This is a genomic window from Micromonospora sp., assembly GCF_048594385.1.
Taxonomy (GTDB): domain Bacteria; phylum Actinomycetota; class Actinomycetes; order Mycobacteriales; family Micromonosporaceae; genus Micromonospora; species Micromonospora wenchangensis.
On record NZ_JBMDWU010000488.1, the window covers coordinates 1 to 22,034 of the forward strand.

At 72.8% G+C, this 22,034-nt stretch carries 22 protein-coding genes and 1 tRNA gene; 10 read left to right on the plus strand and 13 right to left on the minus strand.

Annotated features, from left to right (window positions below):
• The 3 genes from ACOJTC_RS26385 to ACOJTC_RS26395 form a co-directional block, all read left to right on the plus strand.
• Window positions 1-996, plus strand: a 996-nt coding sequence (locus tag ACOJTC_RS26385; RefSeq protein WP_420118911.1) for a class E sortase, incomplete at its 5' end; no start/stop codon positions are given.
• Between the two features lie 2 nt (window positions 997-998).
• Window positions 999-1,277, plus strand: a complete 279-nt coding sequence (locus ACOJTC_RS26390; protein WP_204925577.1) for a hypothetical protein — start codon at window positions 999-1,001, stop codon at window positions 1,275-1,277.
• Window positions 1,278-1,281: 4 nt separating this feature from the next.
• Entirely contained in the window at window positions 1,282-1,932 is a 651-nt protein-coding gene (locus ACOJTC_RS26395) for an aminodeoxychorismate/anthranilate synthase component II (protein WP_420118912.1), read from the plus strand.
• Window positions 1,933-2,053: 121 nt separating this feature from the next.
• Here the strand turns inward: ACOJTC_RS26395 and pknB are convergent, their stop codons facing one another.
• The 7 genes from pknB to ACOJTC_RS26430 are packed head-to-tail and all read right to left on the minus strand — an operon-like array spanning window position 2,054 to window position 11,089.
• Window positions 2,054-3,859, minus strand: coding sequence for a Stk1 family PASTA domain-containing Ser/Thr kinase (gene pknB / locus ACOJTC_RS26400; protein ID WP_420118913.1), 1,806 nt, complete (start codon window positions 3,857-3,859; stop codon window positions 2,054-2,056).
• A complete protein-coding gene (locus ACOJTC_RS26405; protein ID WP_420118927.1) occupies window positions 3,856-5,334 on the minus strand; it encodes a protein kinase domain-containing protein in 1,479 nt (492 codons plus the stop codon). Before ACOJTC_RS26405 ends, pknB begins: the two co-directional genes overlap by 4 nt.
• A gap of 1 nt (window position 5,335) precedes the next feature.
• The gene (locus ACOJTC_RS26410) at window positions 5,336-6,841 is read right to left on the minus strand and encodes a peptidoglycan D,D-transpeptidase FtsI family protein (RefSeq protein ID WP_420118914.1); all 1,506 of its coding nucleotides are present in this window, start codon (window positions 6,839-6,841) and stop codon (window positions 5,336-5,338) included.
• Complete coding sequence (locus ACOJTC_RS26415) at window positions 6,838-8,328, minus strand: FtsW/RodA/SpoVE family cell cycle protein (protein ID WP_420118915.1); 1,491 nt, start codon at window positions 8,326-8,328, stop codon at window positions 6,838-6,840. Before ACOJTC_RS26415 ends, ACOJTC_RS26410 begins: the two co-directional genes overlap by 4 nt.
• Before the next feature lie 29 nt (window positions 8,329-8,357).
• Window positions 8,358-9,800 (minus strand): PP2C family protein-serine/threonine phosphatase, encoded by a 1,443-nt coding sequence (locus tag ACOJTC_RS26420; protein ID WP_204925573.1) that lies wholly within the window; start codon window positions 9,798-9,800, stop codon window positions 8,358-8,360.
• The gene (locus tag ACOJTC_RS26425; RefSeq protein ID WP_088645730.1) at window positions 9,797-10,285 is read right to left on the minus strand and encodes an FHA domain-containing protein FhaB/FipA; all 489 of its coding nucleotides are present in this window, start codon (window positions 10,283-10,285) and stop codon (window positions 9,797-9,799) included. The genes ACOJTC_RS26420 and ACOJTC_RS26425 overlap by 4 nt, the downstream gene beginning before the upstream one ends.
• 6 nt (window positions 10,286-10,291) lie before the next feature.
• Entirely contained in the window at window positions 10,292-11,089 is a 798-nt protein-coding gene (locus ACOJTC_RS26430) for an FhaA domain-containing protein (RefSeq protein WP_420118916.1), read from the minus strand.
• A gap of 228 nt (window positions 11,090-11,317) precedes the next feature.
• On the opposite strand from ACOJTC_RS26430, the gene ACOJTC_RS26435 reads away from it, so the two are divergent.
• The 4 genes from ACOJTC_RS26435 (at window position 11,318) to ACOJTC_RS26450 (ending at window position 14,171) form a co-directional block, all read left to right on the plus strand.
• Window positions 11,318-11,403, plus strand: a tRNA-Leu gene (locus ACOJTC_RS26435).
• Between the two features lie 64 nt (window positions 11,404-11,467).
• Complete coding sequence (locus ACOJTC_RS26440; RefSeq protein ID WP_420118917.1) at window positions 11,468-12,589, plus strand: NAD-dependent epimerase/dehydratase family protein; 1,122 nt, start codon at window positions 11,468-11,470, stop codon at window positions 12,587-12,589.
• Entirely contained in the window at window positions 12,586-13,392 is an 807-nt protein-coding gene (locus ACOJTC_RS26445; protein WP_363649771.1) for a WecB/TagA/CpsF family glycosyltransferase, read from the plus strand. Before ACOJTC_RS26440 ends, ACOJTC_RS26445 begins: the two co-directional genes overlap by 4 nt.
• A 158-nt stretch (window positions 13,393-13,550) precedes the next feature.
• Window positions 13,551-14,171 carry a hypothetical protein gene (locus ACOJTC_RS26450; protein ID WP_420118918.1) on the plus strand — a complete coding sequence of 207 codons (621 nt, stop codon included), beginning with the start codon at window positions 13,551-13,553 and terminating at the stop codon, window positions 14,169-14,171.
• Here ACOJTC_RS26450 and ACOJTC_RS26455 read toward each other — a convergent pair.
• The 3 genes from ACOJTC_RS26455 to ACOJTC_RS26465 form a co-directional block, all read right to left on the minus strand.
• The gene (locus tag ACOJTC_RS26455; protein ID WP_420118919.1) at window positions 14,139-14,537 is read right to left on the minus strand and encodes a hypothetical protein; all 399 of its coding nucleotides are present in this window, start codon (window positions 14,535-14,537) and stop codon (window positions 14,139-14,141) included. The two genes, ACOJTC_RS26450 and ACOJTC_RS26455, sit on opposite strands and share 33 nt — an antisense overlap.
• A gap of 152 nt (window positions 14,538-14,689) precedes the next feature.
• On the minus strand, window positions 14,690-14,911 hold the full coding sequence (locus ACOJTC_RS26460; RefSeq protein ID WP_091253343.1) for a DUF397 domain-containing protein: 222 nt from the start codon (window positions 14,909-14,911) through the stop codon (window positions 14,690-14,692).
• Window positions 14,881-15,762 carry a helix-turn-helix domain-containing protein gene (locus ACOJTC_RS26465; protein ID WP_204925568.1) on the minus strand — a complete coding sequence of 294 codons (882 nt, stop codon included), beginning with the start codon at window positions 15,760-15,762 and terminating at the stop codon, window positions 14,881-14,883. The genes ACOJTC_RS26460 and ACOJTC_RS26465 overlap by 31 nt, the downstream gene beginning before the upstream one ends.
• A gap of 636 nt (window positions 15,763-16,398) precedes the next feature.
• Between ACOJTC_RS26465 and ACOJTC_RS26470 the strand changes: the two genes are divergently transcribed.
• Entirely contained in the window at window positions 16,399-16,683 is a 285-nt protein-coding gene (locus tag ACOJTC_RS26470; protein WP_088645737.1) for a hypothetical protein, read from the plus strand.
• 100 nt (window positions 16,684-16,783) lie between these two features.
• Window positions 16,784-17,344, plus strand: a complete 561-nt coding sequence (locus ACOJTC_RS26475; protein ID WP_420118920.1) for a hypothetical protein — start codon at window positions 16,784-16,786, stop codon at window positions 17,342-17,344.
• 10 nt (window positions 17,345-17,354) lie between these two features.
• On the opposite strand, the gene ACOJTC_RS26480 is transcribed toward ACOJTC_RS26475, so the two are convergent.
• Window positions 17,355-18,164 (minus strand): PASTA domain-containing protein, encoded by an 810-nt coding sequence (locus tag ACOJTC_RS26480; RefSeq protein WP_420118921.1) that lies wholly within the window; start codon window positions 18,162-18,164, stop codon window positions 17,355-17,357.
• 145 nt (window positions 18,165-18,309) lie between these two features.
• On the minus strand, window positions 18,310-18,990 hold the full coding sequence (locus ACOJTC_RS26485; protein ID WP_204925565.1) for a PASTA domain-containing protein: 681 nt from the start codon (window positions 18,988-18,990) through the stop codon (window positions 18,310-18,312).
• Window positions 18,991-19,104: 114 nt separating this feature from the next.
• On the opposite strand from ACOJTC_RS26485, the gene ACOJTC_RS26490 reads away from it, so the two are divergent.
• Window positions 19,105-20,481 (plus strand): hypothetical protein, encoded by a 1,377-nt coding sequence (locus tag ACOJTC_RS26490; protein ID WP_420118922.1) that lies wholly within the window; start codon window positions 19,105-19,107, stop codon window positions 20,479-20,481.
• Between the two features lie 61 nt (window positions 20,482-20,542).
• On the opposite strand, the gene ACOJTC_RS26495 is transcribed toward ACOJTC_RS26490, so the two are convergent.
• Window positions 20,543-22,021, minus strand: a complete 1,479-nt coding sequence (locus ACOJTC_RS26495) for a glutamate--cysteine ligase (protein ID WP_204925563.1) — start codon at window positions 22,019-22,021, stop codon at window positions 20,543-20,545.
• Between the last annotated feature and the right edge of the window lie 13 nt (window positions 22,022-22,034).

Genomic DNA, 22,034 nt, shown 5'->3' on the forward strand with positions numbered 1-22,034 from the left:
CGGCCCACGCCCGACGACCGGCAGCAGCCGCCGGGCGGGCCAGGTCGCCCCGCCCCGCCCGCGCCCCCCGGTCAGCAGCCGGGCCGTACGGTCGACCCGGCGGCGACGGCGCTGCTCCCGGTGCTGCCGGCCCGGCCGACCGCTCCGGCGATGGACTCCACCGCCCTGATGGGTGCGGTGCCACCCGCGCCCGAGCCGAGCGGGTCCGACGACCCCGTCCCGCCCCCGCCCCCGCCCCGCCGGGGTGAACGGGTGGTGCAGCTACGCCCGGAGCAGACCGGGAAGGGCTACAAGAGCGTCTACTCGGAGCTGACCCGGCCCACCTTCGCCTCCCGGCTGCGCACCGGCGTCCGGGTCAGCGGCGAGGTGCTGATCACCTTCGGCCTGGTGGTGCTCCTCTTCGCCGGGTACGAGATCTGGGGCAAGTCCGTCCTGGTCGACGCCCACCAGAGCAAGCTCAACCAGCAACTCGCCCAGGCGTGGGGGCCGACCGGCGATCCGACGGTCAGCCCGACCGGCCCGGCCAAGGCGGTCGCCCCGGCCGAGGGCAAGCCGATCGCCGGGCTCTACATCCCCAGCCTCGACAAGAACTGGGTCGTCGTCGAGGGCGTCAGCCAGGAGGACATCCGGTACGCCCCGGGCCACTACCCGAAGAGCGCGCTCCCCGGCGAGGTGGGCAACTTCTCCGTCGCCGGACACCGCAACCGGGCCACCTTCTGGCGGCTGGACGAGCTGAAGTCCGGCGACGCGGTCCTCCTGGAGGGCAAGCAGGACTGGTACGTCTACAAGGTGTACCAGTCCCGGATCGTCCGCCCCGACCAGGTCGAGGTGGTGGCTCCGGTGCCCGGCGAGCCGAACGCGAAAGCCACCCGCAAGCTGCTCACCCTCACCACCTGCAACCCGAAGTTCGACAACTACCAGCGGCTGATCGTCCACGCCGAACTCGACCGTACGCAGCCCAAGTCGCAGGGCCCGCCGCCGGAGCTGGAGGGCTGACGATGTACTCCTGGATCTGGCGCAAGCTGCCCTTCGGGTTGCCCGGCAAGCTGGCCGGCTCGGTGCTGCTCGCCACCGCGACGGTGGCGCTGCTCTGGTTCGTGGTGTTCCCCTGGGCCGAGCCGCTGCTGCCCTTCGACGACGTGCAGGTCACCCAGGACTCCGGCAACCCGGGTGGTGACTCTGCGGTCGACCCGGACGCGCCGGCCGGTGACGGGCACGACCTGCCGTACGACACCGACCGGAACAACACCCCGCCCGCCCCCTCCCCGAGCCGGTGAGCCCATGCGCATCCTCGTGATCGACAACTACGACTCCTTCGTCTTCAACCTCGTGCAGTACCTCGGCCAGCTCGGAGTGGAGTGCGAGGTCCGGCGCAACGACGAGATCGACATCGCCGAGGTCGGCCGGGTCGGCGCGGCGGGCATCCTGCTCTCGCCGGGGCCGGGCAGCCCGGACCGCGCCGGCATCTGCCTCGACGTCATCCACCGGTACGCCGGCGAGCTGCCGATCTTCGGCGTCTGCCTGGGTCACCAGGCGATCGGGGAGGCGTTCGGCGGCACCGTCACCCGGGCCCCGGAGCTGCTGCACGGCAAGACCTCCGAGGTGCGGCACCACTCGGTCGGGGTGCTGACCGGCCTGCCCGACCCGTTCACCGCCACCCGTTACCACTCGCTGGCGGTGCTGCCCGAGACGCTGCCCGACGAGCTGGAGGTCACCGGCTGGACGGCCTCCGGCGTGGTGATGGCGATGCGGCACCGGACGCTGCCGATCGAGGGGGTGCAGTTCCACCCGGAGTCGGTGCTCACCGAGGGTGGCCACCTGATGCTGGCCAACTGGGTCGCCGCCTGCGGCCACCCGGAGGCCCTGGAGCGCGCGCCGGAGCTGGCCGCCGAGGTCGACGCCCGCCGCCGGGCGGCCTTCGCCACCCTCTGACCGACCGCCGCACCGGCCGGCGTCCGGCCCGGCCCGACAGGCCGACCCGCGCTCGCCGTTGCCCCCGACAGGAACGGGCCCGGCCCCTAGGGACCGGGCCCGGCACGACGGGCGGTACGGGTCAGTCGTCGTCGCTGCGGAACGGTGGGGTGGGCAGCGGGAACCCGCCCCCCGTGCCGTCGCCGGGCGGCGTGGTGGTCGGCGCCGGCGTGGTCGGTGCGGGCGGCGTCGGCGACTCGGTGGCCTCCGGCACGCTCACCACGATGGTGACCGTGCTTCCCTTGGCCTTCTTGGTGCCGGCCTTCGGGTTCTGGCTCTGCACCTTGCCGGCCTCGTCCGCCGGAACCTCCGAACCGAGTTCCGGGTTGACCTTGAAACCGGCGTTCGTCAGGGTCCGGGTGGCCTCCGCCTGGCTGAGGTCCTTGACGTCCGGCACCTCCCGGACGTTGCCCCGGGAGACGGTGAGGGTCACCTCGGTGCCCTCCGCCACCTTCTCGCCCTCGGGCGGGGACACGTCGAGGACGATGTCCTCGCTCTCCTCGCTGTCCTTCGTCACCACCTTGACCCTGAACTTGTCGTCCTTGAGCCGGGTCTCGGCACTCTCGACCTTGCTGCCCTTGAGGCCGTTGGGGATGCTGACCTCGGGCTTGCCGCCGCAGAGGCTCACCGTCACCTGGCTGTTCTCCTCCAGCGCGGTGCCGGCCGGCGGGTCCTGCCTGACGACCGTGCCCACCTTGCAGGTGCTGTCGAAGACCTGGTCGCCGGTCGCCGGCACCAGGCCGGAATTGCGGATCTCGGCGAACGCGACGTCCTGCGTCTTGCCCGCCAGGTTGGGCACCGGGCTCTTCTTCGGCTCCTGACCGTTCATCAGCAGCGCCGCGACCAGGGCGATCACCGCCAGCACACCGACCGCCGCGAACGCCGCGATCACCCAGGCCGAACTCTTGCGCCGCTGCGGGTCGCCGACCCGGGCCGGGATCTGCCGGGTCTGCTGGCCGACCACCTGGGTCGGGTAGCCGCTCGCCGCCGCGGCCATCGGGGTCGTCTCGTCCTGGCTCAGGACGGGGGTGGCCATCACCGGTCGGCCGGCGGCGGCGCGGAGCAGGTCGGCCCGCATCTCGCCGGCGCTCTGGTAGCGGTTGAGCGGGTTCTTCGACAGCGCCTTGAGCACGATCGCGTCGATCGCCGGGGTGACGTCCGGGTTGATGTCGCTCGGCGTCGGCGGGGCCTCCCGCACGTGCTGGTACGCCACGCTGACCGGGCTGTCACCGACGAACGGTGGGTGGCCGCAGACCAGCTCGAACAGCACACAGCCGGCGGCGTACACGTCGGAGCGGGCGTCGACGGCCTCGCCGCGCGCCTGCTCGGGGGAGAGGTACTGGGCCGTGCCGATCACCGCGCTGGTCTGCGTCATCGTGGTGGCACCGCTGGCCAGCGCGCGGGCGATGCCGAAGTCCATGACCTTGACCTGGCCGGTCTGGGTCAGCATGACGTTGCCGGGCTTGATGTCCCGGTGGATGATCCCGTGCCGGTGGCTGAACTCCAGGGCCGCGCACATGTCGGCGCAGATCTCCAGTGCCCGGCGCGGCTGGAGCCGCCCCTCGACGCCGAGGACCTCCTTGAGGGTCCGCCCGTTCACGAACTCCATCACGATGAACGGCAGGGTCTCCCCGGTGGGGGCGGTCTCCTCGCCGGTGTCGTAGACGGCGACGATCGCCGGGTGGTTCAGCGAGGCCGCGTTCTGCGCCTCCCGGCGGAAGCGCATCTGGAAGGTGGCGTCCCGGGCCAGGTCGGTCCGGAGCATCTTGATCGCGACGTCCCGACCGAGCCGGAGGTCCCGACCGCGGTGCACCTCGGCCATGCCGCCGTAACCGAGCAGCTCGCCGACCTGGTACCTGCCACCGAGCAGGCGGGCCTGGGCTGTCATCGCGTTCGTCGTCCTTCGCTCGTCGTCGTCTCGCCGTCACCCGGTCCGAGCCGTACCACCCGACGGTACGACGTTCCGGCCGGATCGTCGCGTCCGAGGGCACTCAGCGCGCCGGACGTCGTATCCGGCGCACCGGGATCGGTGGCCAGGTTGCCCTGCCGGCTCGCATACGCGAGCACACCCGAGCAGACCAGCACCAGCACCGCCAGCAGGATCGCCAGGGTCACCATGCCGGACCGGGAACGGGCAGGTGGGGCGGGGGGCGGGAGGGGCTGTCGGGCGTACACGGGCCGGTCGGCACGCAGCTGGGCGGGCGGGACGGAGGCCGCCCCCCGGGGTTGCTGCGGATAGGGCCGGGTCATCGGGGTGGCCTGGACCGGCGGACGCTGCGGGGTCACCGGCGGCGGCTGCGGGTGCCGGGCCGCGACCGGCGGCCGGGCCTGTCCGCCCATCGGCGGTCGGGCCTGCCCGCCCATCGGGGGCCGCGCCTGCCCGCTGACCGCCGGCCGGTGCGGGTGGACCGGCGCGCCGGGCTGCTGCCGGGGTACGGCGGGCACCTGGGCGCGGGCCATCGGGCCGGCTGGGGACGCCGGGGCCCCGGAGACCGGGCCACCGGAGACCGGGCCGGGGTGGCCGCCACCGGCGCGGGCCTGCTGGGAGAGGGCCTGCTTGGCCTGCCGGGCGACGGAGGCCAGGGCGGCGGCGCTGGGCCAGCGGTGGCCGGGCTCCTTGGCCATCGCCCGGTCCACGATCGCCTTGACCTGCGGTGGGATGTCCCCGGGCAGCGGCCGGGGAGTGTCCCGCACGTGCTTCATCGCGATTTCGAGCGGGTTGTCACCCTCGAAGGGCCGCCGGCCGGCGAGGCACTGGTAGGCCACCACACCGAGGGCGTAGACGTCGGAGGCGGGTGTGGCGACCGCGCCGGTGGCCTGCTCGGGGGAGATGTACGAGGCGGTGCCGAGCACCGACACGGCGGCGGTGAGCTGGCCGACCAGCTCGGACCGGGCGATGCCGAAGTCGGTCAGCACCAGCGTGCCGTTCGGCCGGACGAGCAGGTTGCCGGGCTTGACGTCGCGGTGCACGATGCCCTTCTCGTGGGCGGCGTGCAGGGCGTCGGCGGCCTGGGCGAGCAGGGCCATCGTCCGGGCCGGGGTGAGCCGGCCGACCCGGCTGAGCGTCGCCGACAGGGCGTCGCCCTCGACGTACTCCATCACCAGGAAGGCGATCTCCTGGTCGCTGCCGAAGTCGTAGACGTCGACCACGCCTGGGTGGTTGATGGTGGCCATGGTGCGCGCCTCGCCGCGGAACCGCTCGGCGAAGCCGGGCTCGTCAAGCAGCGCCGGGAGCAGGCTCTTCACCGCGACCGTACGGCCCAGCACCTGGTCGGTGCCGCGCCACACGTCGCCCATGCCGCCGCTGGCGATCCGCTCGTCGAGGCGGTAGCGGTTGCCGAGCTGCACCCCGGGGCTGAGCATGTCAGCGGCCCCCCGCATCGGCGATGGCCGCCTGCATGATCTTGCCACCGATCCGGGCCGCCTCGGCGCTGCCGCCGCTGCCGGCCTGCTCCAGCTCCACGCAGACGGCGGAGACGGCGTTGCCGTTCTTGTCCAGCGCGAAGCCGATGAACCAGCCGTGGTCGGGGCGGTCCGGGGCGGACTGGGCGGTGCCGGTCTTGCCGCCGACGGTGTAGCCGTCGATGGCCGCCGAGCTGCCGGTGCCGTTCTTGACCACGCTGACCATCATGTCCCGCAGGTCGTCGGCGACCTGGCCGCTGACCGGCTGGCGCAGCTCGCGGGGCTGGGCGTTGTAGTAGCTGGTGGTGCGGTCCGGCCCGAGGAGCTGCTTGACCAGGTACGGGCGCATCTGCCGGCCCTTGTTGGCCACGGAACCGGCGATCAGCGCGCCCTGGAGCGGGGTCATCCGGACGTTGTTCTGGCCGATCGAGGACTGCGCCAGCGCGGCGGGGTCGGTGCCGCCGTCGGGGTTCTGCATGTCGCCGGTCCGGCTGGCCGCCACCGGCAGGCCCCCCTCGCCGAGCTGCCCGACGGTGAGGTCGTCCTGCTCGAAGCCGAACTGCCGGGCCTTCTCCTTCACCGTGTCCGCGCCGAGCCGCACGCCGAGCTGGGCGAAGCCGGTGTTGCACGACTCGGTGACCGCGTCGATCAGGGTGACCTGCGCCTCCGGGCAGATCGACGCGGCGGCGTTGCGGATCTCGGTGCCCGACGTCGGCGGGGTCCAGCTCGGCCCGGCCGGGATCTCGGTGTCCTTGCCGACCCCGTTCTCCAGCGCGGCGGCGGCGATCACGATCTTGAAGGTGGAGCCGGGCGGCAGGACCTCCGACAGCGCCCGGTTCTTCAGCGGGCCCTCCGGGTCCTGCTCGTACTTGTTGTAGGCCGCCGACGCCACGTTGGTGTCGTGGTCGACAAGCGGGTTCGGGTCGAAGCTGGGCATCGAGACCAGCGCCTGCACCGCACCGGTACGCGGGTCGATGGCGATCGCCGCGCCCTTCTTCACTCCGTTGCGGTTGTTGCGCAACTGCTCGTAGGCGGTGTCCTGCGCGCGCTTGGAGATGCTCAGCAGCACGTTGCCGCCGCCACTCTCGTCGCCGGTGAACATGTCCTTGATCCGGTTGCCGAGCAGGGCGTCGCTGGTGCCGGCGAGGAAGTCGTTCTCCAGCCGTTCGATGCCGGTGTCGGCCAGGTTGACCGGCTTGTAGCCGAGCACGTGCGCGTACTTCGTCCCCGCCGGGTAGCTGCGCTGGAACCGCAGCTTGCCGCCGGTCTCCTTGCTGGTGGCCACGGCGGTGCCGCCGGCCTCGATGTTGCCCCGCCGACGCTCGTACTCGGCCACCTGCACCCGGCCGTTGTAGTCGCTGTTGCGGTATTCGTCCGCCTTGTAGGCCTGGATCCAGTTGAGGTTGGCGAAGAGCAGCCCGAACAGGACCATGACGACGACGCCGACGCGGCGCAGGGGCGCGTTCACGGGCGGATCACCTCCGTGGGAGCACCGTGCAGCTGTTCCGGCGGCCCGCCGCCGGGTCGTCCCGCCGGGCCGCCACCCTGGGCCACCGGCCGCCGGGCGGCGTCGGAGATGCGCAGCAGCACCGCGATGAGCAGCCAGTTCGCCATCAACGACGAACCACCGGCGGACAGGAACGGGGTGGTCTGACCGGTCAGCGGGATGAGCTTGCTGATCCCGCCGACGATCACGAAGACCTGCAGGCCGAGAGTGAAGGCGAGACCACCGGCGACCAGCTTGCCGAACGAGTCCCGCACCGCCAGCCCGGCCCGCAGCCCCCGCTCGACGATGAGCAGGTAGACCACCAGCAGGGCGGTCAACCCGAACAGGCCGATCTCCTCGCCGATGCCGGCGAAGATGAAGTCGTTCTGCACCTCGGGGATCTCCAGCGGCTCCCCGGCGCCCGGCCCGGAGCCGAACAGGCCACCGCTGCCCAGGCCGAGCAGGCCCTGCACCAGCTGGTAGCCCCGGTCGTACGGCTCGGCGAACGGGTCGAGCCAGATCTCGGCGCGGGTGTAGAAGTTGGCGAACGGGCCACCCACCGTGCCGCCCAGCACGTACGCGAGGTAGGCGCCGCCGAAGAACAGGACCAGACCGATCAGCAGCCAACTGACCCGTTCGGTGGCGATGTAGAGGGTCACCACGAACATGCCGAAGTAGAGCAGCGAGGTGCCGAGGTCCTTCTCGAAGACCAGGACCAGCAGACTGATCATCCACACCCCGAGCACCGGCCCGAGATCCCGGCCGCGCGGGAAGTCGATACCGAGGATGCGGCGGCTGGCCAGCGACAGCACCTCACGCTTGCGGACCAGGTAGTAGGCGAAGAAGACCAGCAGCGCCAGCTTGGCGAACTCACCGGGCTGGATGCTGAACCCGCCCACCCTGATCCACAGCTTCGCGCCGTTGATCTCGGAGAACCGGCCGGGCAGCACCGCCGGGATCATCACCAGCACGATGCCGGCCAGCCCCAGCGTGTACGCGTACCGGGAGACCGCCCGGTGGTCGCGCATCAGCACCAGCAGGCCGGCGGCGAGAATCACCGCGGCCAGCGTCCAGGCGAGCTGCCGCCCGCCGGTGCCGGCGAAGATGGCCAGCGTCTCCCGGTCGGCCGGGGCGGCCTTGCCGAGGTCGAGCCGGCGCAGGAAGCCCACCCCGATGCCGTTGAGCAGGGCGACCGCCGGCAGCAGGGCCGGATCGGCGAACGGCGCCAGCCACCGGATCACCAGGTGCATGCCGAAGAAGACCAGCCCGAGCGCGGCGGCCGGCATCCAGAAGTCGCGGGTGACGGTGTCGAGCAGGTTCGCCTCGACGATCGCCCCGTACGCGGCCACCAGCACCATCGCCAGCACCAGCAGGGACAGTTCGGCGTTACGCCGGGACCGCGCCAGACGTACGCCGGGCCGCTCGCCCGTCGTGACGGGCGAGACTACCGGGTGGGCCGCTGCGGTCAAGGAGGTGTCCCTCGGATCTCAGCCGACGGTCACTCGGGCGACCGGCAGCCCGCCGGGTCTCCGGCCGGCGGAACCGCGTCGGAGGCCGAGGCGTCGGGTGTGGTGGGCGGCGTGGGAGTGCCGGTGGTGCCCGGGAGCCTGGTGGCGGTCGGGAGCCCGGTCACGCCGGGGCTGGGTGAGCCCGGGACGGCCGGCGCCGACGAGTTCGCCGGCACGGGTGAGCCGGTGACCAGCGGTGGCACCGGCGGGCAGACCGGCTTCAGGTTCGGATTGGTCGGGTCGTCGCTGGTCAACTCCGCCAGCCGGCGCAGCGCGTCCGGTCGGCTCTTGGCCTGGATGCCCTGCTTGACCTGCTCCTGGGCGGCCAGGGTGAGGTCGTCGAGCTTGGCCTGGCTGGTCGAGTGCACGCTCGACAGGTCGAGGCCGGCCACCTGGCCGGGAACCCCGCGGAAGACCGCGAGCTGCCCGCTGTCCGTCGCCCCGACGTAGTACTGCCGCTGGGTGTAGCTCCAGCCGGCGAAGAGGCCGCCACCGAGGATGACCAGCAGGGCCGTCAGCATCGCCGCGGTACGCAGCGGCCGGCGCGGGCGCTCCGGGTCGTCGTCCCGGCTGGCCGCCGGTTCCTCGGGGGCGGGCGGGCGCGGCGCCGACAGCGCCGACGCGCGGGCGGCCGGGGTCGAGTCGTCGGCGGCGGTGGCCATCCCCCGGTCCCGGGCCGCGGCCCCGCCGACGATCGGGCTCGCCTCGACGATGTCCTGGTCGGTGGCGTCCGCGATGATCACGGTGATGTTGTCCGGGCCGCCGCCGCGCAGGGCGAGCTGCACCAGCCGCTCGACGCACTGCTGCGGGTCGGTGTACTCGCGGAGGCTGTCGCCGATGGTCTCCGCGCTGACCACGCCGGAGAGGCCGTCGCTGCAGATCAGGTAGCGGTCCCCGGGCAGCACCTGCCGGACGCTGTACTCCGGGTCGATGTCCCGGCCGTCGAGGGCGCGGGTGAGCAGCGAGCGCTGGGGGTGGCTGCTCGCCTCCTCCGCGCTGATCCGCCCCTCGTCGACGAGCATCTGGACGTAGGTGTCGTCCTTGGTGATCTGGGCGAACTCGCCGTTGCGCAGGAGGTAGGCCCGCGAGTCACCGATGTGGACCATGCCCAGCTTGCTGCCGGAGAAGAGGGTCGCGGTGAGCGTGGTGCCCATCCCCTCCAACTGCGGGTTGGCATCCACCGTGTCGCGGAGCTGCTGGTTGGCGGTGCCCACGGCCGATCGCAGCGCGTCGACGAGCGCGTCCCCCGGGACGTCCTCGTCGAGCGGCGCCATGGCACCGATGACGATGTTGCTGGCGACGTCACCGGCGGCCATGCCGCCCATGCCGTCGGCGACGGCGAGGAGCCGCGGCCCGGCGTAGACGGAGTCCTGGTTTCCGTCTCGGATCAGACCGCGGTCGCTGTGGGCCGCATAGCGCAGGGTCAGAGTCAGGGCCGTAATTCGAGAGAGGTGCGGCCGATACGGATCGGCACGCCGAGGGGGACGGGGGTTGGTCCGGTGACCTTAGCGCGATCGAGGTACGTGCCGTTAGTCGAACCGAGATCCTCGACGAACCACTGCCCGTCCCGGGGCACCAGCCGGGCGTGCCGGGCGGAGGCGTAGTCATCGGTGATGACGAGGGTGGAGTCCTCGGCCCGGCCGATGGTGATCTGCGCTTCGCCGAGGGTGATCCGGGTGCCGGCGAGCTGGCCGGCGGTGACCACCAGCTGGTGGGCCGCCCGACCCCGCTTCACCTTCGCCGGCTTCGCCGCCTGCTGCTGGGTGGAGGCCCCGACCGCGCGTGGCGCGGCCACCAGCCGCCCCGACCGGGCGCCCGCGAAGAGATCCCGACGGATGACACCGACCACCGTGAACACGAAGATCCACAGCAGGATGAGGAACCCGAACCGGGCGACGGTGATGACGAGTTCCGGCAAGGCGGGTCAGCCGTCCACGCGGAAGGTCAGCGTCGTGGTGCCGAGCTGGATCATGTCGCCCGGGTTCAGGGCGACGGCCGAGACCCGCTGGCCGTTGACCATGGTCCCGTTGGTCGACCCGAGGTCGGTCAGCACGACCTGGCCGCCGTCGAAGTCCAGCCGGGCGTGCCGCCGGGAGATCCCGACGTCGGGCAGGCGCAGGTTGGCCTGGTCGCCCCGGCCGATCACGGTCGAGCCCATCTGCAACGGATAGGTGCGGCCGTCACCCGAGACCAGCCGGACGTTGCGCGCGCCGCCGCCGCCGTGGCCGGGCGGCGGGCCGTAGCCGCCCCCCTGGTCGTACGACGGGTAGGCCGGCGGACCGGGGTCGTAGCCGCCCGGGGAGGAGACCGGAGCGACCTCGCCGCCGGTGTAGACCTCGGCGGTGACCCGGAACATGCCGGTGTCCAGCCCCTCGCCCCGCTCGACCTCGACAATCACGTCGCCGTAGACCGTCCACGCCTGCTCGCCGATGAACTCCGCCTGTGACTGGGCCAGTTCCTGGGCCAGCGCGGCGGCGTACGGCGCCAACCGGCTGTGGTCGTACGGGGAGAGATCGATCACGTAGCGGTTCGGCACCCGGGTGCGGCCACCAGCGAGGATGGCCTTGTGCGCCTCGGCCTCCCGCTGCATGGCGTTGAGGATCTCCACGGGGTGGACCACCCCTTTGAAGACCTTGGCGAAGGCCCCTTCTACCAGGCCTTCCAGACGCTTCTCGAAGCGTTGCAGCACGCTCACCGGCTCCTCCTCGGGTCCCGAGGACATGATGGTATCTGGACGGCGCGCATGCAGCTCGCGCGCCGCTCGGCCACCGCGCGGCGGCCCGTTCGGAGCGGCCGTCCGGACCGTGCTACTCTTTCGTCCGCCACGAAGGGTGACCGCTCGTAGGAACGGTAACCGGTCGGGGCGAGACCGCAGGACCGGGTAGGATGTTCCGGGCCCGCCGGAGACGGCGGGGTCGACGCGAACTACGACGTTCGAGGGTCGTGCCACGGGGATGTGGCGGAATGGCAGACGCGCACGGTTCAGGTCCGTGTGTCCGAAAGGACGTGGGGGTTCAACTCCCCCCATCCCCACCACCAGACGAGGGCTCCGCAGTCGCGGGGCCCTCACTTCGTATCGGGGCGTACCGGACGTCAGGCTATGCTCCGATGGTTTTTTCCAGCCTCCTACCTTGACCAGGAGTGTCGTGTGAGTGTCGCGTTGGTGACCGGGTCGGGCGGTCTGATCGGTTCCGAGGCGGTCCGGCACTTCGCCGGGCTCGGCCTGGACGTGGTCGGCATCGACAACGACATGCGGCAGGAGTTCTTCGGCGCCGAGGCCTCGACCGCGTGGAACGTCCGGCGGCTGACCGACGAGCTGGGGTCGGCGTACGCGCACCACAGCATCGACATCCGCGACCGGGACAGCCTCGGCAAGCTCTTCGCCAGGTACGGCCGGGACATCGCCGTGGTGATCCACACCGCCGCCCAGCCCTCGCACGACTGGGCGGTACGGGACCCGTTCACCGACTTCGACGTCAACGCCGGCGGCACCCTCAACGTCCTGCAGAACGTGCGGGAGCACTGCATCGGGGCGCCGGTGATCCACTGCTCGACGAACAAGGTCTACGGCGACCGCCCCAACAGCCTGCCGCTGGTGGAGCAGGAGACCCGCTGGGAGATCGAGCCGGGGCACCCGTACGAGCAGGGCATCCGCGAGGACATGTCGATCGACGCCTGCCTGCACTCGGTCTTCGGGGCCTCCAAGGTCGCCGCCGACGTGATGGTGCAGGAGTACGGCCGCTACTTCGACATGCGGACGGCCTGCTTCCGGGGCGGCACGCTGACCGGCCCGGCGCACTCGGCGACCGAGCTGCACGGCTTCCTCGGGTACGTGATGCGGGCCAACATGGAACGCCGCACCTACAAGATCTTCGGATACCAGGGCAAGCAGGTGCGTGACGCCATCCACAGCTCGGACGTGGTGACGGCGTTCGAGGCGTTCTTCCGGGAGCCGCGCTCGGCGGCGGTCTACAACCTGGGCGGCGGCCGGCACTCCAACACCTCCAACCGGGAGGCGTTCGCCCTGGCCGAGGAGATCACCGGCCAGGAGATGATCACCGAGTACGTCGACGCGAACCGGATCGGCGACCACAAGTGGTGGATCGGCTCGAACGAGGCGTTCCAGGCCGACTACCCGGGCTGGAAGCAGGTCTACGACGTACCCATGATCATGCGGGAGATCTACCAGGCCAACGTCGACAAGTGGGTGCCGGGGGCATGACCGGACAGGGCAAGCGGAACGTCCTCGGCGTCCTGGTCGACGCCACCGACTACGCCTCGGCGACCGAGCAGGTGGTCGCGGCGGCCCGGGAACGCCGGCCGCTGGCGCTGACCGCGCTGGCCGTGCACGGGGTGATGACCGGGGTGCTCGACCCGGCGCACAACGCCCGGCTCAACTCCTTCGACGTGGTAACCCCGGACGGCCAGCCGGTGCGCTGGGCGCTCAACCTGCTGCACCACGCCGGGCTGACCGACCGGGTCTACGGCCCGACGCTGACCCTGCACGTGCTGCGCCGCTTCGCCGACGAGGGCCTTCCGGTCTATCTGTACGGCTCGACCGAGGAGACGCTGGCGAAGCTGATTCCGGCGCTGGAGCGGATGTTCCCGGCCCTGAAGATCGCCGGGGTGGAGCCGTCGAAGTTCCGCGCGGTGCAGCCCGGCGAGGACGTCGAGATCGCCGACCGGATCCGGGCCAGTGGTGCCCGGCTCGTCCTGGTCGGCCTGGGCTGCCCCCGCCAGGAGGTCTTCACGTACGCGATGCGGCCCCTGCTGGACATGCCGCTGATGGCCGTCGGCGCTGCCTTCGACTACCACGCCGGCCTGCTCCGGCAGCCGCCGCCGTGGATGCAGCGGGCCGGCCTGGAGTGGTTCTGGCGGCTCGGCCTGGAGCCGAAGCGGCTCTGGCGGCGGTACGTCATCCTCAACCCGGCCTACCTGACCCGCCTCGCCGGCCAGAAGACCGGACTGTGGAAGGCCCGTCCGCCGGCCCCGGCCACCGAACGGCCGGCCACCTTCGCGGTCTGATCCGCCCACGACGGCCGACCGGCCGGTACGACGACCCGGTCGGTTGCGTGCCGCCGGGCCGATCGGCCGGGACACGGCCACCCCTACGGGATGCTCCGGGGTGGGAACAGGGGCTCGTCCCGGATTCGCCGCCCGCCGTTGTGGGCAAGGCTGTGTCCATGGATGGGCATCTCATCGTTCTGCTGTCGATCGCCGCCGTCTGGCTCGCCGCCGGCGTCGTGGCGGACGGACTACCCCGGCTGGACCGGGCCCGCGCCCTGCGACGGCGTACCGGATGGCTGCTCGCCCTCTCCGTGGCCGGACTCGCGCTGACCGCGACGGTGCTGGTCGCCGGCACGATCAGCGGCGGGGACACCCCGGTCGACCGGGCGGCCGGGCAGCTCCCGCTGGTGGCGGTGCCGGCGCTCGCGGTGGCCGCCTGCACGGTGCGCCGGGTCCGCCGGCTGCGGGCCGGGGCGGGCGCGTTCACCGCCGCGCCGGAGACCCCCGCGCCGTACGGCCTGCGGGCCGCCGCCGGTCATCCGCTGATCGGCCTGCCCGTGCAGGTGACCGCGCTGGCCACCCTGCCGGGCCTGTTGCGGGCCGGTGGGCTCGATCTCAGCGCCGGCAACGGGTTGACCGGGGTGACGCTCATCCTCGGCGGGTTGGCCGTCCTCGCCATCGGGGTACGCCACGGGCTGCGGCACAACCGGCTCGCCGAGCGGACCCTGCCGGGCACCCGCCCCGCACTGGCCGGGCTGCCCGCCTCATCGGCCGCGGCCGGCTCCCTGCACGTATAGCAGTTCCAGGATCGCCCGGGTCGCCTCGAACCACCGGTCCAGCCAGCCGGGCGGTGGGACGCTGCCCTTGGGCGGCAACTCCAGCAGCAGGCCCCGCAACAGCGGGTGGTCGATCAGCGGTTCGGAGGGGTCCATGGGCCAGCTGGCCGGTCGGAGCGACGGCTCGGCGAAGGGGCCCGGGTGCGACGAGGGCAGCGGCAGGGGTCCGCCGTGCTCGGACCCGGGGTAACCGTCGCGGCCCACCTCGGTGTCACCGGCACCCACCTCGGTGAGCATCGTGTCGCGCCGGGCGCTGCGGTACTTCCCGCCGAACCGTTCGGTCTTGCCGGGGCCATGGGTGAGGTTGTCTGAGCCGATCGTCGTCATCTGCGTATCGCCTGCCTCGCTCGGTTGCCGCCACCTGCGGCGGATCGTCGACCAGCGCCGTACCGAGGGTTCAACGACCCGGGGCGGAAGTGGCGACGGGCCGGCCGGGGAGTGTCCCCGACCGGCCCGCGGTCAACGCCACGCTGCGTTGGTCAGTGTTGGCCGAACGCGCCGTTCCGAGCGTCGGCGACGAAGGCGTTCCATTCCCCGGGGGCGAATACGAGGGCGGGACCTGTCTTGTCCTTCGAGTCCCGTACCCCGACCGCCCCGATCACGTAAGCCACCTCGACACAGTTGTCACAGTTCGGCCCGCTTTTTGAGCTCTTGAACCAGGTCGCCTGCGTCAGGTCCTCGGGGAACCTCTTGGTCGCCATTTCCACAACGGCTCCTCTGCCAGTTCTGCGATGTGTGCTATGGACTCCTCCGGCTGCCGGGCTGCTGCTCGAATGTGATCGAAGATGAAGCTGTACTTCTGTAGCTCGTCGCTCTTCTCCAGGAAGAGCCCACCCGTGGCGTTCTCCGCGTACACGACATCCGGATCAACCGATTCGGGAAAGCTGAGAATGGTGAAGGTCCCGTCCATGCCGGCGTGCGCCCCCACCTCGAAGGGCAGGACCTGCAACGTCACGTTCGGCAGTTCGGCCACCTCCACCAGCCGCCTGAGCTGGTTACGCATCACCGCGTCACCGCCCACCGGCCGACTCAACACCGCCTCATCGAGCACCACCCACAGATCGACCGGATCGTCCTGGGTCAACAACGACTGACGGCCCAGTCGGACACGCACCCGTTGTTGCACCTGGTCGGCGGTGAAGTCCGGGCGGGCCGCCTGGATCATCGCGCTGGCGTACTCCTCGGTCTCCAGCAGACCGGGCACGACCTGCTGCTCGTACGCGCGGATGTGGCCGGCCGCCGCCTCCAGGCCGACGTACGCCCCGACGAGCACGGTGCTGTAGGGATGCCACCACCCCTTCTGCCGCGCCTCGCGGGCGATCTGCACCAGCTCCTCGCTCTCCGCGCCCACCACCCCGTAGATGCGGAGCATGTCCCGCACGTCACGGGGCGTGACGGAGGTGTGGCCGGTCTCGATCCGCGAGATCTTGGAGGCGGAACACTCCAGCTGCTCGGCGACGACCTCTATGGTGATGCCGGCACCGTCGCGTAGGCGGCGTAGCTCGGCCCCGAGCCGACGACGCCGGATGGTGGGGCTCCGCCGTTCGCTCATCGCATCGCCCCAGGTGCCGATGACGGGGGAAGCTGGTGCCTCGCGCTCACCCGGTTACCTCCGGTCGGTCGCGCCTGCGTCCACACCCGCCGGGGGCGCGACCGACGGACGGCGGGCGATCGTTCGCGGCAAGGGGTGGAACCGGTCGTCGACCGGCCGCGGCGGGCGAACCGCGTCCAGTGTGCCGCTCCGGAGTCGGCGTGATCAAGCGCCCGGTTCACGTGTCGCCCTCACGTATCGGCAAAAGTCGACGTGCAACTTGCATCCCGCATCACACTGATGCACTCTGTCCGTATGGTTCGAGTCACTCACCGTTTCCGGTCGATTTCCGGGTGTGATCATCGCCCCGGGCTCGCCCGGCCGGATGGATGCCCCGGGCCGCAGGAATCCACGAGGCCCGCCCCGGGTTGATGACCCGCCGCTGTACGCCCGAAGGCTGCGGCGGCGGGAGCGGTAACACCCGTGAGCAGCCGGGTGATGGCCGGGTGGTGCGATCCACCACCAGCGGGTACGCCCCCGGCCACCACCACACCGAGCACCGGCCCGCGAGGCACAACCCCGTCGCCGGACCCGCATCCGTCCCCGTTCCGCACCGACCGGCCCCGCGACGCCGGCCATATCCTCCCAGGAGCCCATGTGCTTCCCCGCTCCGGTGACGTTCTGCACGTGACCCGCGCCGCCAGTGTGCAGTTCCTCCGACCGATCACCTTCCGGGTGATCCGGGTGCTCGACTGGCCGACGTACGACGGCTGGCTCTGGCTCGACGGCTACCAGCTCAACGCCGCAGGCGACGCGGTCAGCCGCCGCTCGATCTTCGTCCAGCGGGCCGGACTGACCCAGCTGCGGGCCGCGGCCGTACCGCGTCAGCACACCGCACGGTCGCGCCGGCCGGTCAACCGCGCGCCGATCGCGGTGGGCTGACTCCCCGATTACCCGGCCGGAGGGCGTGCCGCCGCCATAGAATCGGTACGCCCACCCCGGCGAAGTCTCACCCCGCGCGTATCCGGCCCCTGAACCTGGGATGGCCATGGTCTATCTGCCCGCCGCGCGGCGGCACCACCGGTCCCGCCTCAGACCCGCCTTCGGCCTGCTGGCCCTGGTCGGCGTGGTCCTCACCCTCGTGGTGGTGACCCGCTACCCGGCCGAGTCGGCCACCCGGCTCGCCGAGCCGGTGCCGGCCCCCGAGATCACCGTGGCCGAGCCCACCGACGCCGACGGCACCACCGACGCCGACGGCACACCGCCCGATCCGGCCCTACCTGCCGACCGGCGCGCCCGCACCCCGCTCTGGGCCGACACCGACGGCGGGGCCGGAAACCCGCCCGGGGACGCTGTGCGGACCGGGGACGACCCGACCGCCGAGGACGACCCGACGGCTGGTCCCGGTGGGAGCATCGCGGCCGATCCGGGGACCGCGCAGTCCGGGGTCGGCGGTGGCGGTGCGTCCGCCCTCGCCCAGCCCCGGCACCCGTCGGACGACCGGCAGACCGTCGCCCGGTCGCTGTTCTACTCCGGCCTGCTCGGGCTGGCCATCTCCCTGGCCGGTCTGGGCCTGGTGGGGGCCAGACGCCGGATGTGGTGAGCCGGGCCGGTCACCCGGTGGGGGTGCCGGTCGGGGTGGCGGTGCCGGACGGCGACGCCGACGGCTCGGCGGCCACCACCAGGGTCACCTCGTCCCCCGGCGACACCGTCTGACCCGCGCCCGGATCGGTGGACAGGACGGTGCCGGGCGGCCGGTCCGACTCCCGCGTCTGCACCCGGGAGGACAACCCGAGCCGCCCCAGCAGGGCCTCCGCCGTCTCCTGGGAGAGACCGACCAGCGGCGGCACCGCAATTCCGGCGGGCTCGGTCGTCGGCGCGGTGGTCGGTGGGGTCGTCGGCGGCCCGGTGGTCGGTGGGGTGCTGGGTGGTGCGGTGGTCGGGGCGGCACCCGTCGTCGGCACGGCCGTCGGCGGTGGGGTCGGTGTCCCGTCCGACGAGGTGTCCACCGCCCGCAGGACCAGCCAGATCCCCACCCCGACGAGCCCGAGCAGCACGAGCCCGAGCACGCCCAGCAGGATCGGCGTCCACCAGCGTCGGCCGCGCTGCTCCTCGGCGTACCACTCGGCCGACTCGCGGGGGTCGTCCGCCCGTGCCGGTGGCACCCCGGCCCGGCCGGACCAGACCGGTGCGTCCGTCGCACCGGGCGGCGGCCCGTCGGCCGCCGGCAGCGGGCGGGTCGCGTCCACCGGCGCCTGCCGGGCGGTGGCGTCGACCGGGGACGGCCCGCCCGCCGGGGGCCGGTCCGCCGGCAACGGCGCGGTCCGGTCCGCAGCCGGCAGTCGGCCGGTCGCATCGTCGGGCGGACGGGGCAGTGGGCGGGTCGCGTCGTCGGCGGGTGGGTCCTGGCGGTCGTCGCTCATCGCACGTCCTCTCGCCACCTGGCGGACGGCGGGCGCTCGACCCACCGGGCGAGGCCCCGGGCCGGCCCGGCGGTCGTGGCACTCGGCCCCACCACGGTAACGGTCGACGCCGGCAATCGCCGGTACCGGCGCGGCGACCCGCCCGTCAGGGCGTCGGCGTCGGTGTCGGCTCGGCGGTCGGCGTCGGTTGGTCACCGCAGGAGATGGCGACCTGGTCGTTCCAGTGCGCGGTCGCGTCGGCCGCAGGCACCTGGGCGGTGACCTCGCCACGGTTGCCGGTGGGATACCGGGGGAACAGGCCCACGTCGCCCAGTTCGTCGGCGGCGTCGTCGCAGTCCTCGCCGACCAGGTCCGGCACCTCGACCTCGGGTGCCGGCCCGCTGACCTCCACCCGCACGGTGGTGCCCGGCTTCACCGACGTGTCCTGGGCGGGCACGGTACGGGTCACCGTCCGGCCCGACCCGGTGCCGAACACCAGCCGCCAGCCGAGCTTCCGGTCGTGCAGGGTGTCCCGCGCCTTCTCGAAGTCGAGCCCCACCAGCCGGGGCACGGTCAGCCCGCCACCGGTGGCGGCGGGTGGCGGGGTGGTCCGCGCGGCGGTCGGTCCGGCGGTGGTCGGCGCGTCGACCGGGGTGGACGGTCCGCTGGCCGCCGCTGCCGGGGTGGCGCCGGTCTCCGGGTCGCCGGGGTCGGCCAGCACCCACCCGACGGTGCCCCCGACGGCGGCCAGCAGGACCGTCGCCAGGGCGCCGCCGAGCAGCATCTTTCCCCGGCCCGGCCGGCCCCGGCCCGCGGTGTCCTGTCCGGTGTACTCGTCGTCGTCCATGCCGCTCCCCCGCCTCGTCCCCGAAACGGTACCGGCCGCTGCCCAGCGGTCACCGGCCGTGCTCCGGCGCTCGTCCGACTCGCCGCCTCGACCAGGGAACGCTACAGTCCCGACATGGCGGGACGGGGCTGGGGAGGATCGGTGCTCACCGCGCTGGGCGTCGCCGCCGGTGTGGGCGCCGCGCAGCTGGGCTTCGGCTACGGCCTGGGCATCATCAACTGGGCACCGGCCGACGCCGGCGCCACCGAACCGTCCTGGTTCGCCAGCCTCGCCTGGGCGACCTGGATCGCCGCCGTCTCCACCGTCGCCGGGGCGGTCTGCGCCCAACGGCTGCACGAGCGCAGCGGGGACGTCGACACCGGTGGCACCCTGCACCGGGTCACCCTCGCGGTCGCGGGCGCGGTCGGGGCGCTGATCACGATCCTGCTGGTCGCGGTGCCGTCCCGGGCCGCCTCCGTACCGGAGACCTTCTCGCCGCAGACCGTCGCGGCCGGCTACGCCGGGGTGGGTGTGCTGGTGGGGTTGGTGGTCGCGGTCTGGGCGCTGCACTCGCGGGCCGCCGCGACGAACGTGATCGCCACCGTCGGCTGGTTGTGGTTGCTGGCCGTCGTCTCCGTCGTCGACGGGGTGCTCGCCGGTCGGGGACTGACCAGCGCCCAGCTCGGCATCTGGCAGATCGCCCAGGACAGCCCCCGGTTCTGGTGGCGGGACCACCTCTACTGGCCGGGAGCGCTGCTCGCCCTGGGCTCGGCCCTGCTGATCGGCGCGTCGGCCGCCCGACGGGCCGCCCGGACGCCCGCGCTGCGGCTCGGTGCGGTGGTCTCCGGGGCCGCCGGGCCGGTGCTCGTCGCGGTCGCCTACTTCCTCGCCGTGCCCCGGCTGGCCACGATCTCCCCGGCCCAGGTCTCGGCCCACCTCGTCGCGCCGTACGCGGTCATCGTCGGCGCGGCCGGTTCGGTGCTGGTCGCCTCGCTCGCCCAGCGGGCCGAGCGACGGGCCGCCGCACGGACGACGCCGTCGGTGCCGCACCCCCGCGCCGGGGAACCGGACGACCTGCCGGCCGGCACCGACCCGACCGCACCCTCCGAACCGGACGTTCCCGGTCGGGGGACCGACCACTCGACGGCCGACAACCCGGGCCCCGGCGGCACCTCGGAGGTCACTCCCGGGCCGCCCGCCAACCCTGGCCCGGCGGACGACCCGGCCGGGGATTCCCCGACGCCGGTGCCGGAACCCGGTGACGATTCCCGGCCTCCGGCCGTGGGCCGGGCCCGACCGGTCCGCCGGGGTCGGAGCACCCCGCCGGCTCCGTCACCCGGTGCGGCCCAGGCCGGTGACGCCCGCGCCGGTGCAGCGCCGTCCGGCCCGGTTACCGACCAGCACCCCGGTTCGCCGGACGGCGGGCAGCAGGGCGTCGACCAGGGGGACGGGGCCCCGCCGACGGGACCGGGCCCGGTGCCCAAGCCCCGCGCCGGACGCCGCACCCCCTGACCCGGCAACGGCCTCCCCGGCCGGACGTGGCCACGGGACGCCGGCCCTCCTACCGGATGGCTCAGTCCACCGGCCAGGTGTGCACCGGTTCGTTGCTGCGCTGGAGTTCGGCGTACCGGTTGGCCATGTGGCGCAGCGCCGCGTCCCGGTCGAGGTTGCGGTGGTGTTGCGCGGCCCACACCGTCTCGGTCTGCCAGACCGCCCCGTTGCGGCCGGTACGGCAGCGCTGCTCGATGATGCCCAGCAGCCGGTCCCGTTCGGCGGGGGCGACACCGAACCGGTCCAGCCCGGTGGCCGCCTTCGGCAGCAGGGTGTCGAGGACCAGCTTGGTGACCGGCACCTCGCCGAGGCGGGGCCAGTGCAGCACGGCGTCCATGCCCCGACGGGCGGCGGCGTGGAAGTTCTCCTCGGCGGAGCTGAAGGTGAGCTGGCTCCAGATCGGCCGGTCGGACTCGGCCAGCCCACGCGCCAGCCCGAAGTAGAAGGCGGCGTTGGCCAGCATGTCGACCACGGTCGGGCCGGCCGGCAGCACCCGGTTCTCCACCCGCAGGTGCGGACGGCCGTCCATGATGTCGTACACCGGGCGGTTCCAGCGGTAGACGGTGCCGTTGTGCAGCCGCAGCTCGGACAGTTGCGGGACGCCACCGGCGTGCAGCACCTCGACCGGGTCCTCGTCGGCGCAGATCGGCAGCAGCGGCGGGAAGTACCTGACGTTCTCCTCGAACAGGTCGAAGATCGAGGTGATCCAGCGTTCACCGAACCACACCCGGGGGCGTACCCCCTGGGCCTTCAGCTCGTCCGGGCGGGTGTCGGTGGCCTGCTGGAACAGGGCGATCCGGGTTTCGGCCCAGAGTTGCCGGCCGTAGAGGAACGGCGAGTTCGCGCCGACGGCGACCTGGACGCCGGCGATGGCCTGGGAGGCGTTCCAGTAGTCGGCGAAGCTGTCCGGCGCGACCTGGAGGTGGAACTGGAGGCTGGTGCAGGCGGCCTCGGGGACGATCGAGTCGGTGTGCGTCCGCAGCCGCTCGACCCCCCTGATGTCCAGTTCGATGTCCTCGCCCCGGGCGCCGACGATCTGGTCGTTGAGCACCCGGTACCGCTCGTTGGTGGAGAGGTTGTCGGCCACCAGGTGCCGTTCGGTCAGGGTGGGCAGGATGCCGACCATGACGATCCGGGCGTCGGACCGGGCCGCCCGTTCGTCGGCCCGGGTGAGGCTGCTGCGCAGGTCGCTCTCGTAGTGGGCGAAGCCGCCCCCCTCGATCAGCCGGGGTGCCGCGTTCAGTTCCAGGTTGAACTGTCCCAGTTCGGTCTGGAAGAGCGGGTCGGCGATGGCGGCGAGGATCTCGTCGTTGCGCATCGCCGGTTCGGCGTCCGGGTCCATCAGGTTGAGTTCGATCTCCAGACCGGTCATCGGCCGGTCGGCGTCGAAGCCGAAGTCGTCGAGCATCAACGCGAAGACGTCCAGGCAGCGCCGCACCTTCTGCCGGTAGCGGACCCGGTCCTCCCGGGAGAACGCGCCCTGCTCGACGTCCCTACCCATGTTTCCTCCAGGC

Excerpts from the sequence above, each read along its gene's own strand:
- ACOJTC_RS26390 (WP_204925577.1), top strand. The coding sequence starts at position 999 with ATGTACTCCTGGATCTGGCGCAAGCTGCCCTTCGGGTTGCCCGGCAAG.
- ACOJTC_RS26395 (WP_420118912.1), top strand. The coding sequence starts at position 1,282 with ATGCGCATCCTCGTGATCGACAACTACGACTCCTTCGTCTTCAACCTC.
- pknB (WP_420118913.1), bottom strand. The coding sequence starts at position 3,859 with ATGACAGCCCAGGCCCGCCTGCTCGGTGGCAGGTACCAGGTCGGCGAG.
- ACOJTC_RS26405 (WP_420118927.1), bottom strand. The coding sequence starts at position 5,334 with ATGCTCAGCCCCGGGGTGCAGCTCGGCAACCGCTACCGCCTCGACGAG.
- ACOJTC_RS26430 (WP_420118916.1), bottom strand. The coding sequence starts at position 11,089 with ATGTCCTCGGGACCCGAGGAGGAGCCGGTGAGCGTGCTGCAACGCTTC.
- ACOJTC_RS26440 (WP_420118917.1), top strand. The coding sequence starts at position 11,468 with ATGCTCCGATGGTTTTTTCCAGCCTCCTACCTTGACCAGGAGTGTCGT.
- ACOJTC_RS26445 (WP_363649771.1), top strand. The coding sequence starts at position 12,586 with ATGACCGGACAGGGCAAGCGGAACGTCCTCGGCGTCCTGGTCGACGCC.
- ACOJTC_RS26450 (WP_420118918.1), top strand. The coding sequence starts at position 13,551 with ATGGATGGGCATCTCATCGTTCTGCTGTCGATCGCCGCCGTCTGGCTC.
- ACOJTC_RS26455 (WP_420118919.1), bottom strand. The coding sequence starts at position 14,537 with ATGACGACGATCGGCTCAGACAACCTCACCCATGGCCCCGGCAAGACC.
- ACOJTC_RS26460 (WP_091253343.1), bottom strand. The coding sequence starts at position 14,911 with ATGGCGACCAAGAGGTTCCCCGAGGACCTGACGCAGGCGACCTGGTTC.
- ACOJTC_RS26465 (WP_204925568.1), bottom strand. The coding sequence starts at position 15,762 with ATGAGCGAACGGCGGAGCCCCACCATCCGGCGTCGTCGGCTCGGGGCC.
- ACOJTC_RS26475 (WP_420118920.1), top strand. The coding sequence starts at position 16,784 with ATGGCCATGGTCTATCTGCCCGCCGCGCGGCGGCACCACCGGTCCCGC.
- ACOJTC_RS26480 (WP_420118921.1), bottom strand. The coding sequence starts at position 18,164 with ATGAGCGACGACCGCCAGGACCCACCCGCCGACGACGCGACCCGCCCA.
- ACOJTC_RS26485 (WP_204925565.1), bottom strand. The coding sequence starts at position 18,990 with ATGGACGACGACGAGTACACCGGACAGGACACCGCGGGCCGGGGCCGG.
- ACOJTC_RS26490 (WP_420118922.1), top strand. The coding sequence starts at position 19,105 with ATGGCGGGACGGGGCTGGGGAGGATCGGTGCTCACCGCGCTGGGCGTC.
- ACOJTC_RS26495 (WP_204925563.1), bottom strand. The coding sequence starts at position 22,021 with ATGGGTAGGGACGTCGAGCAGGGCGCGTTCTCCCGGGAGGACCGGGTC.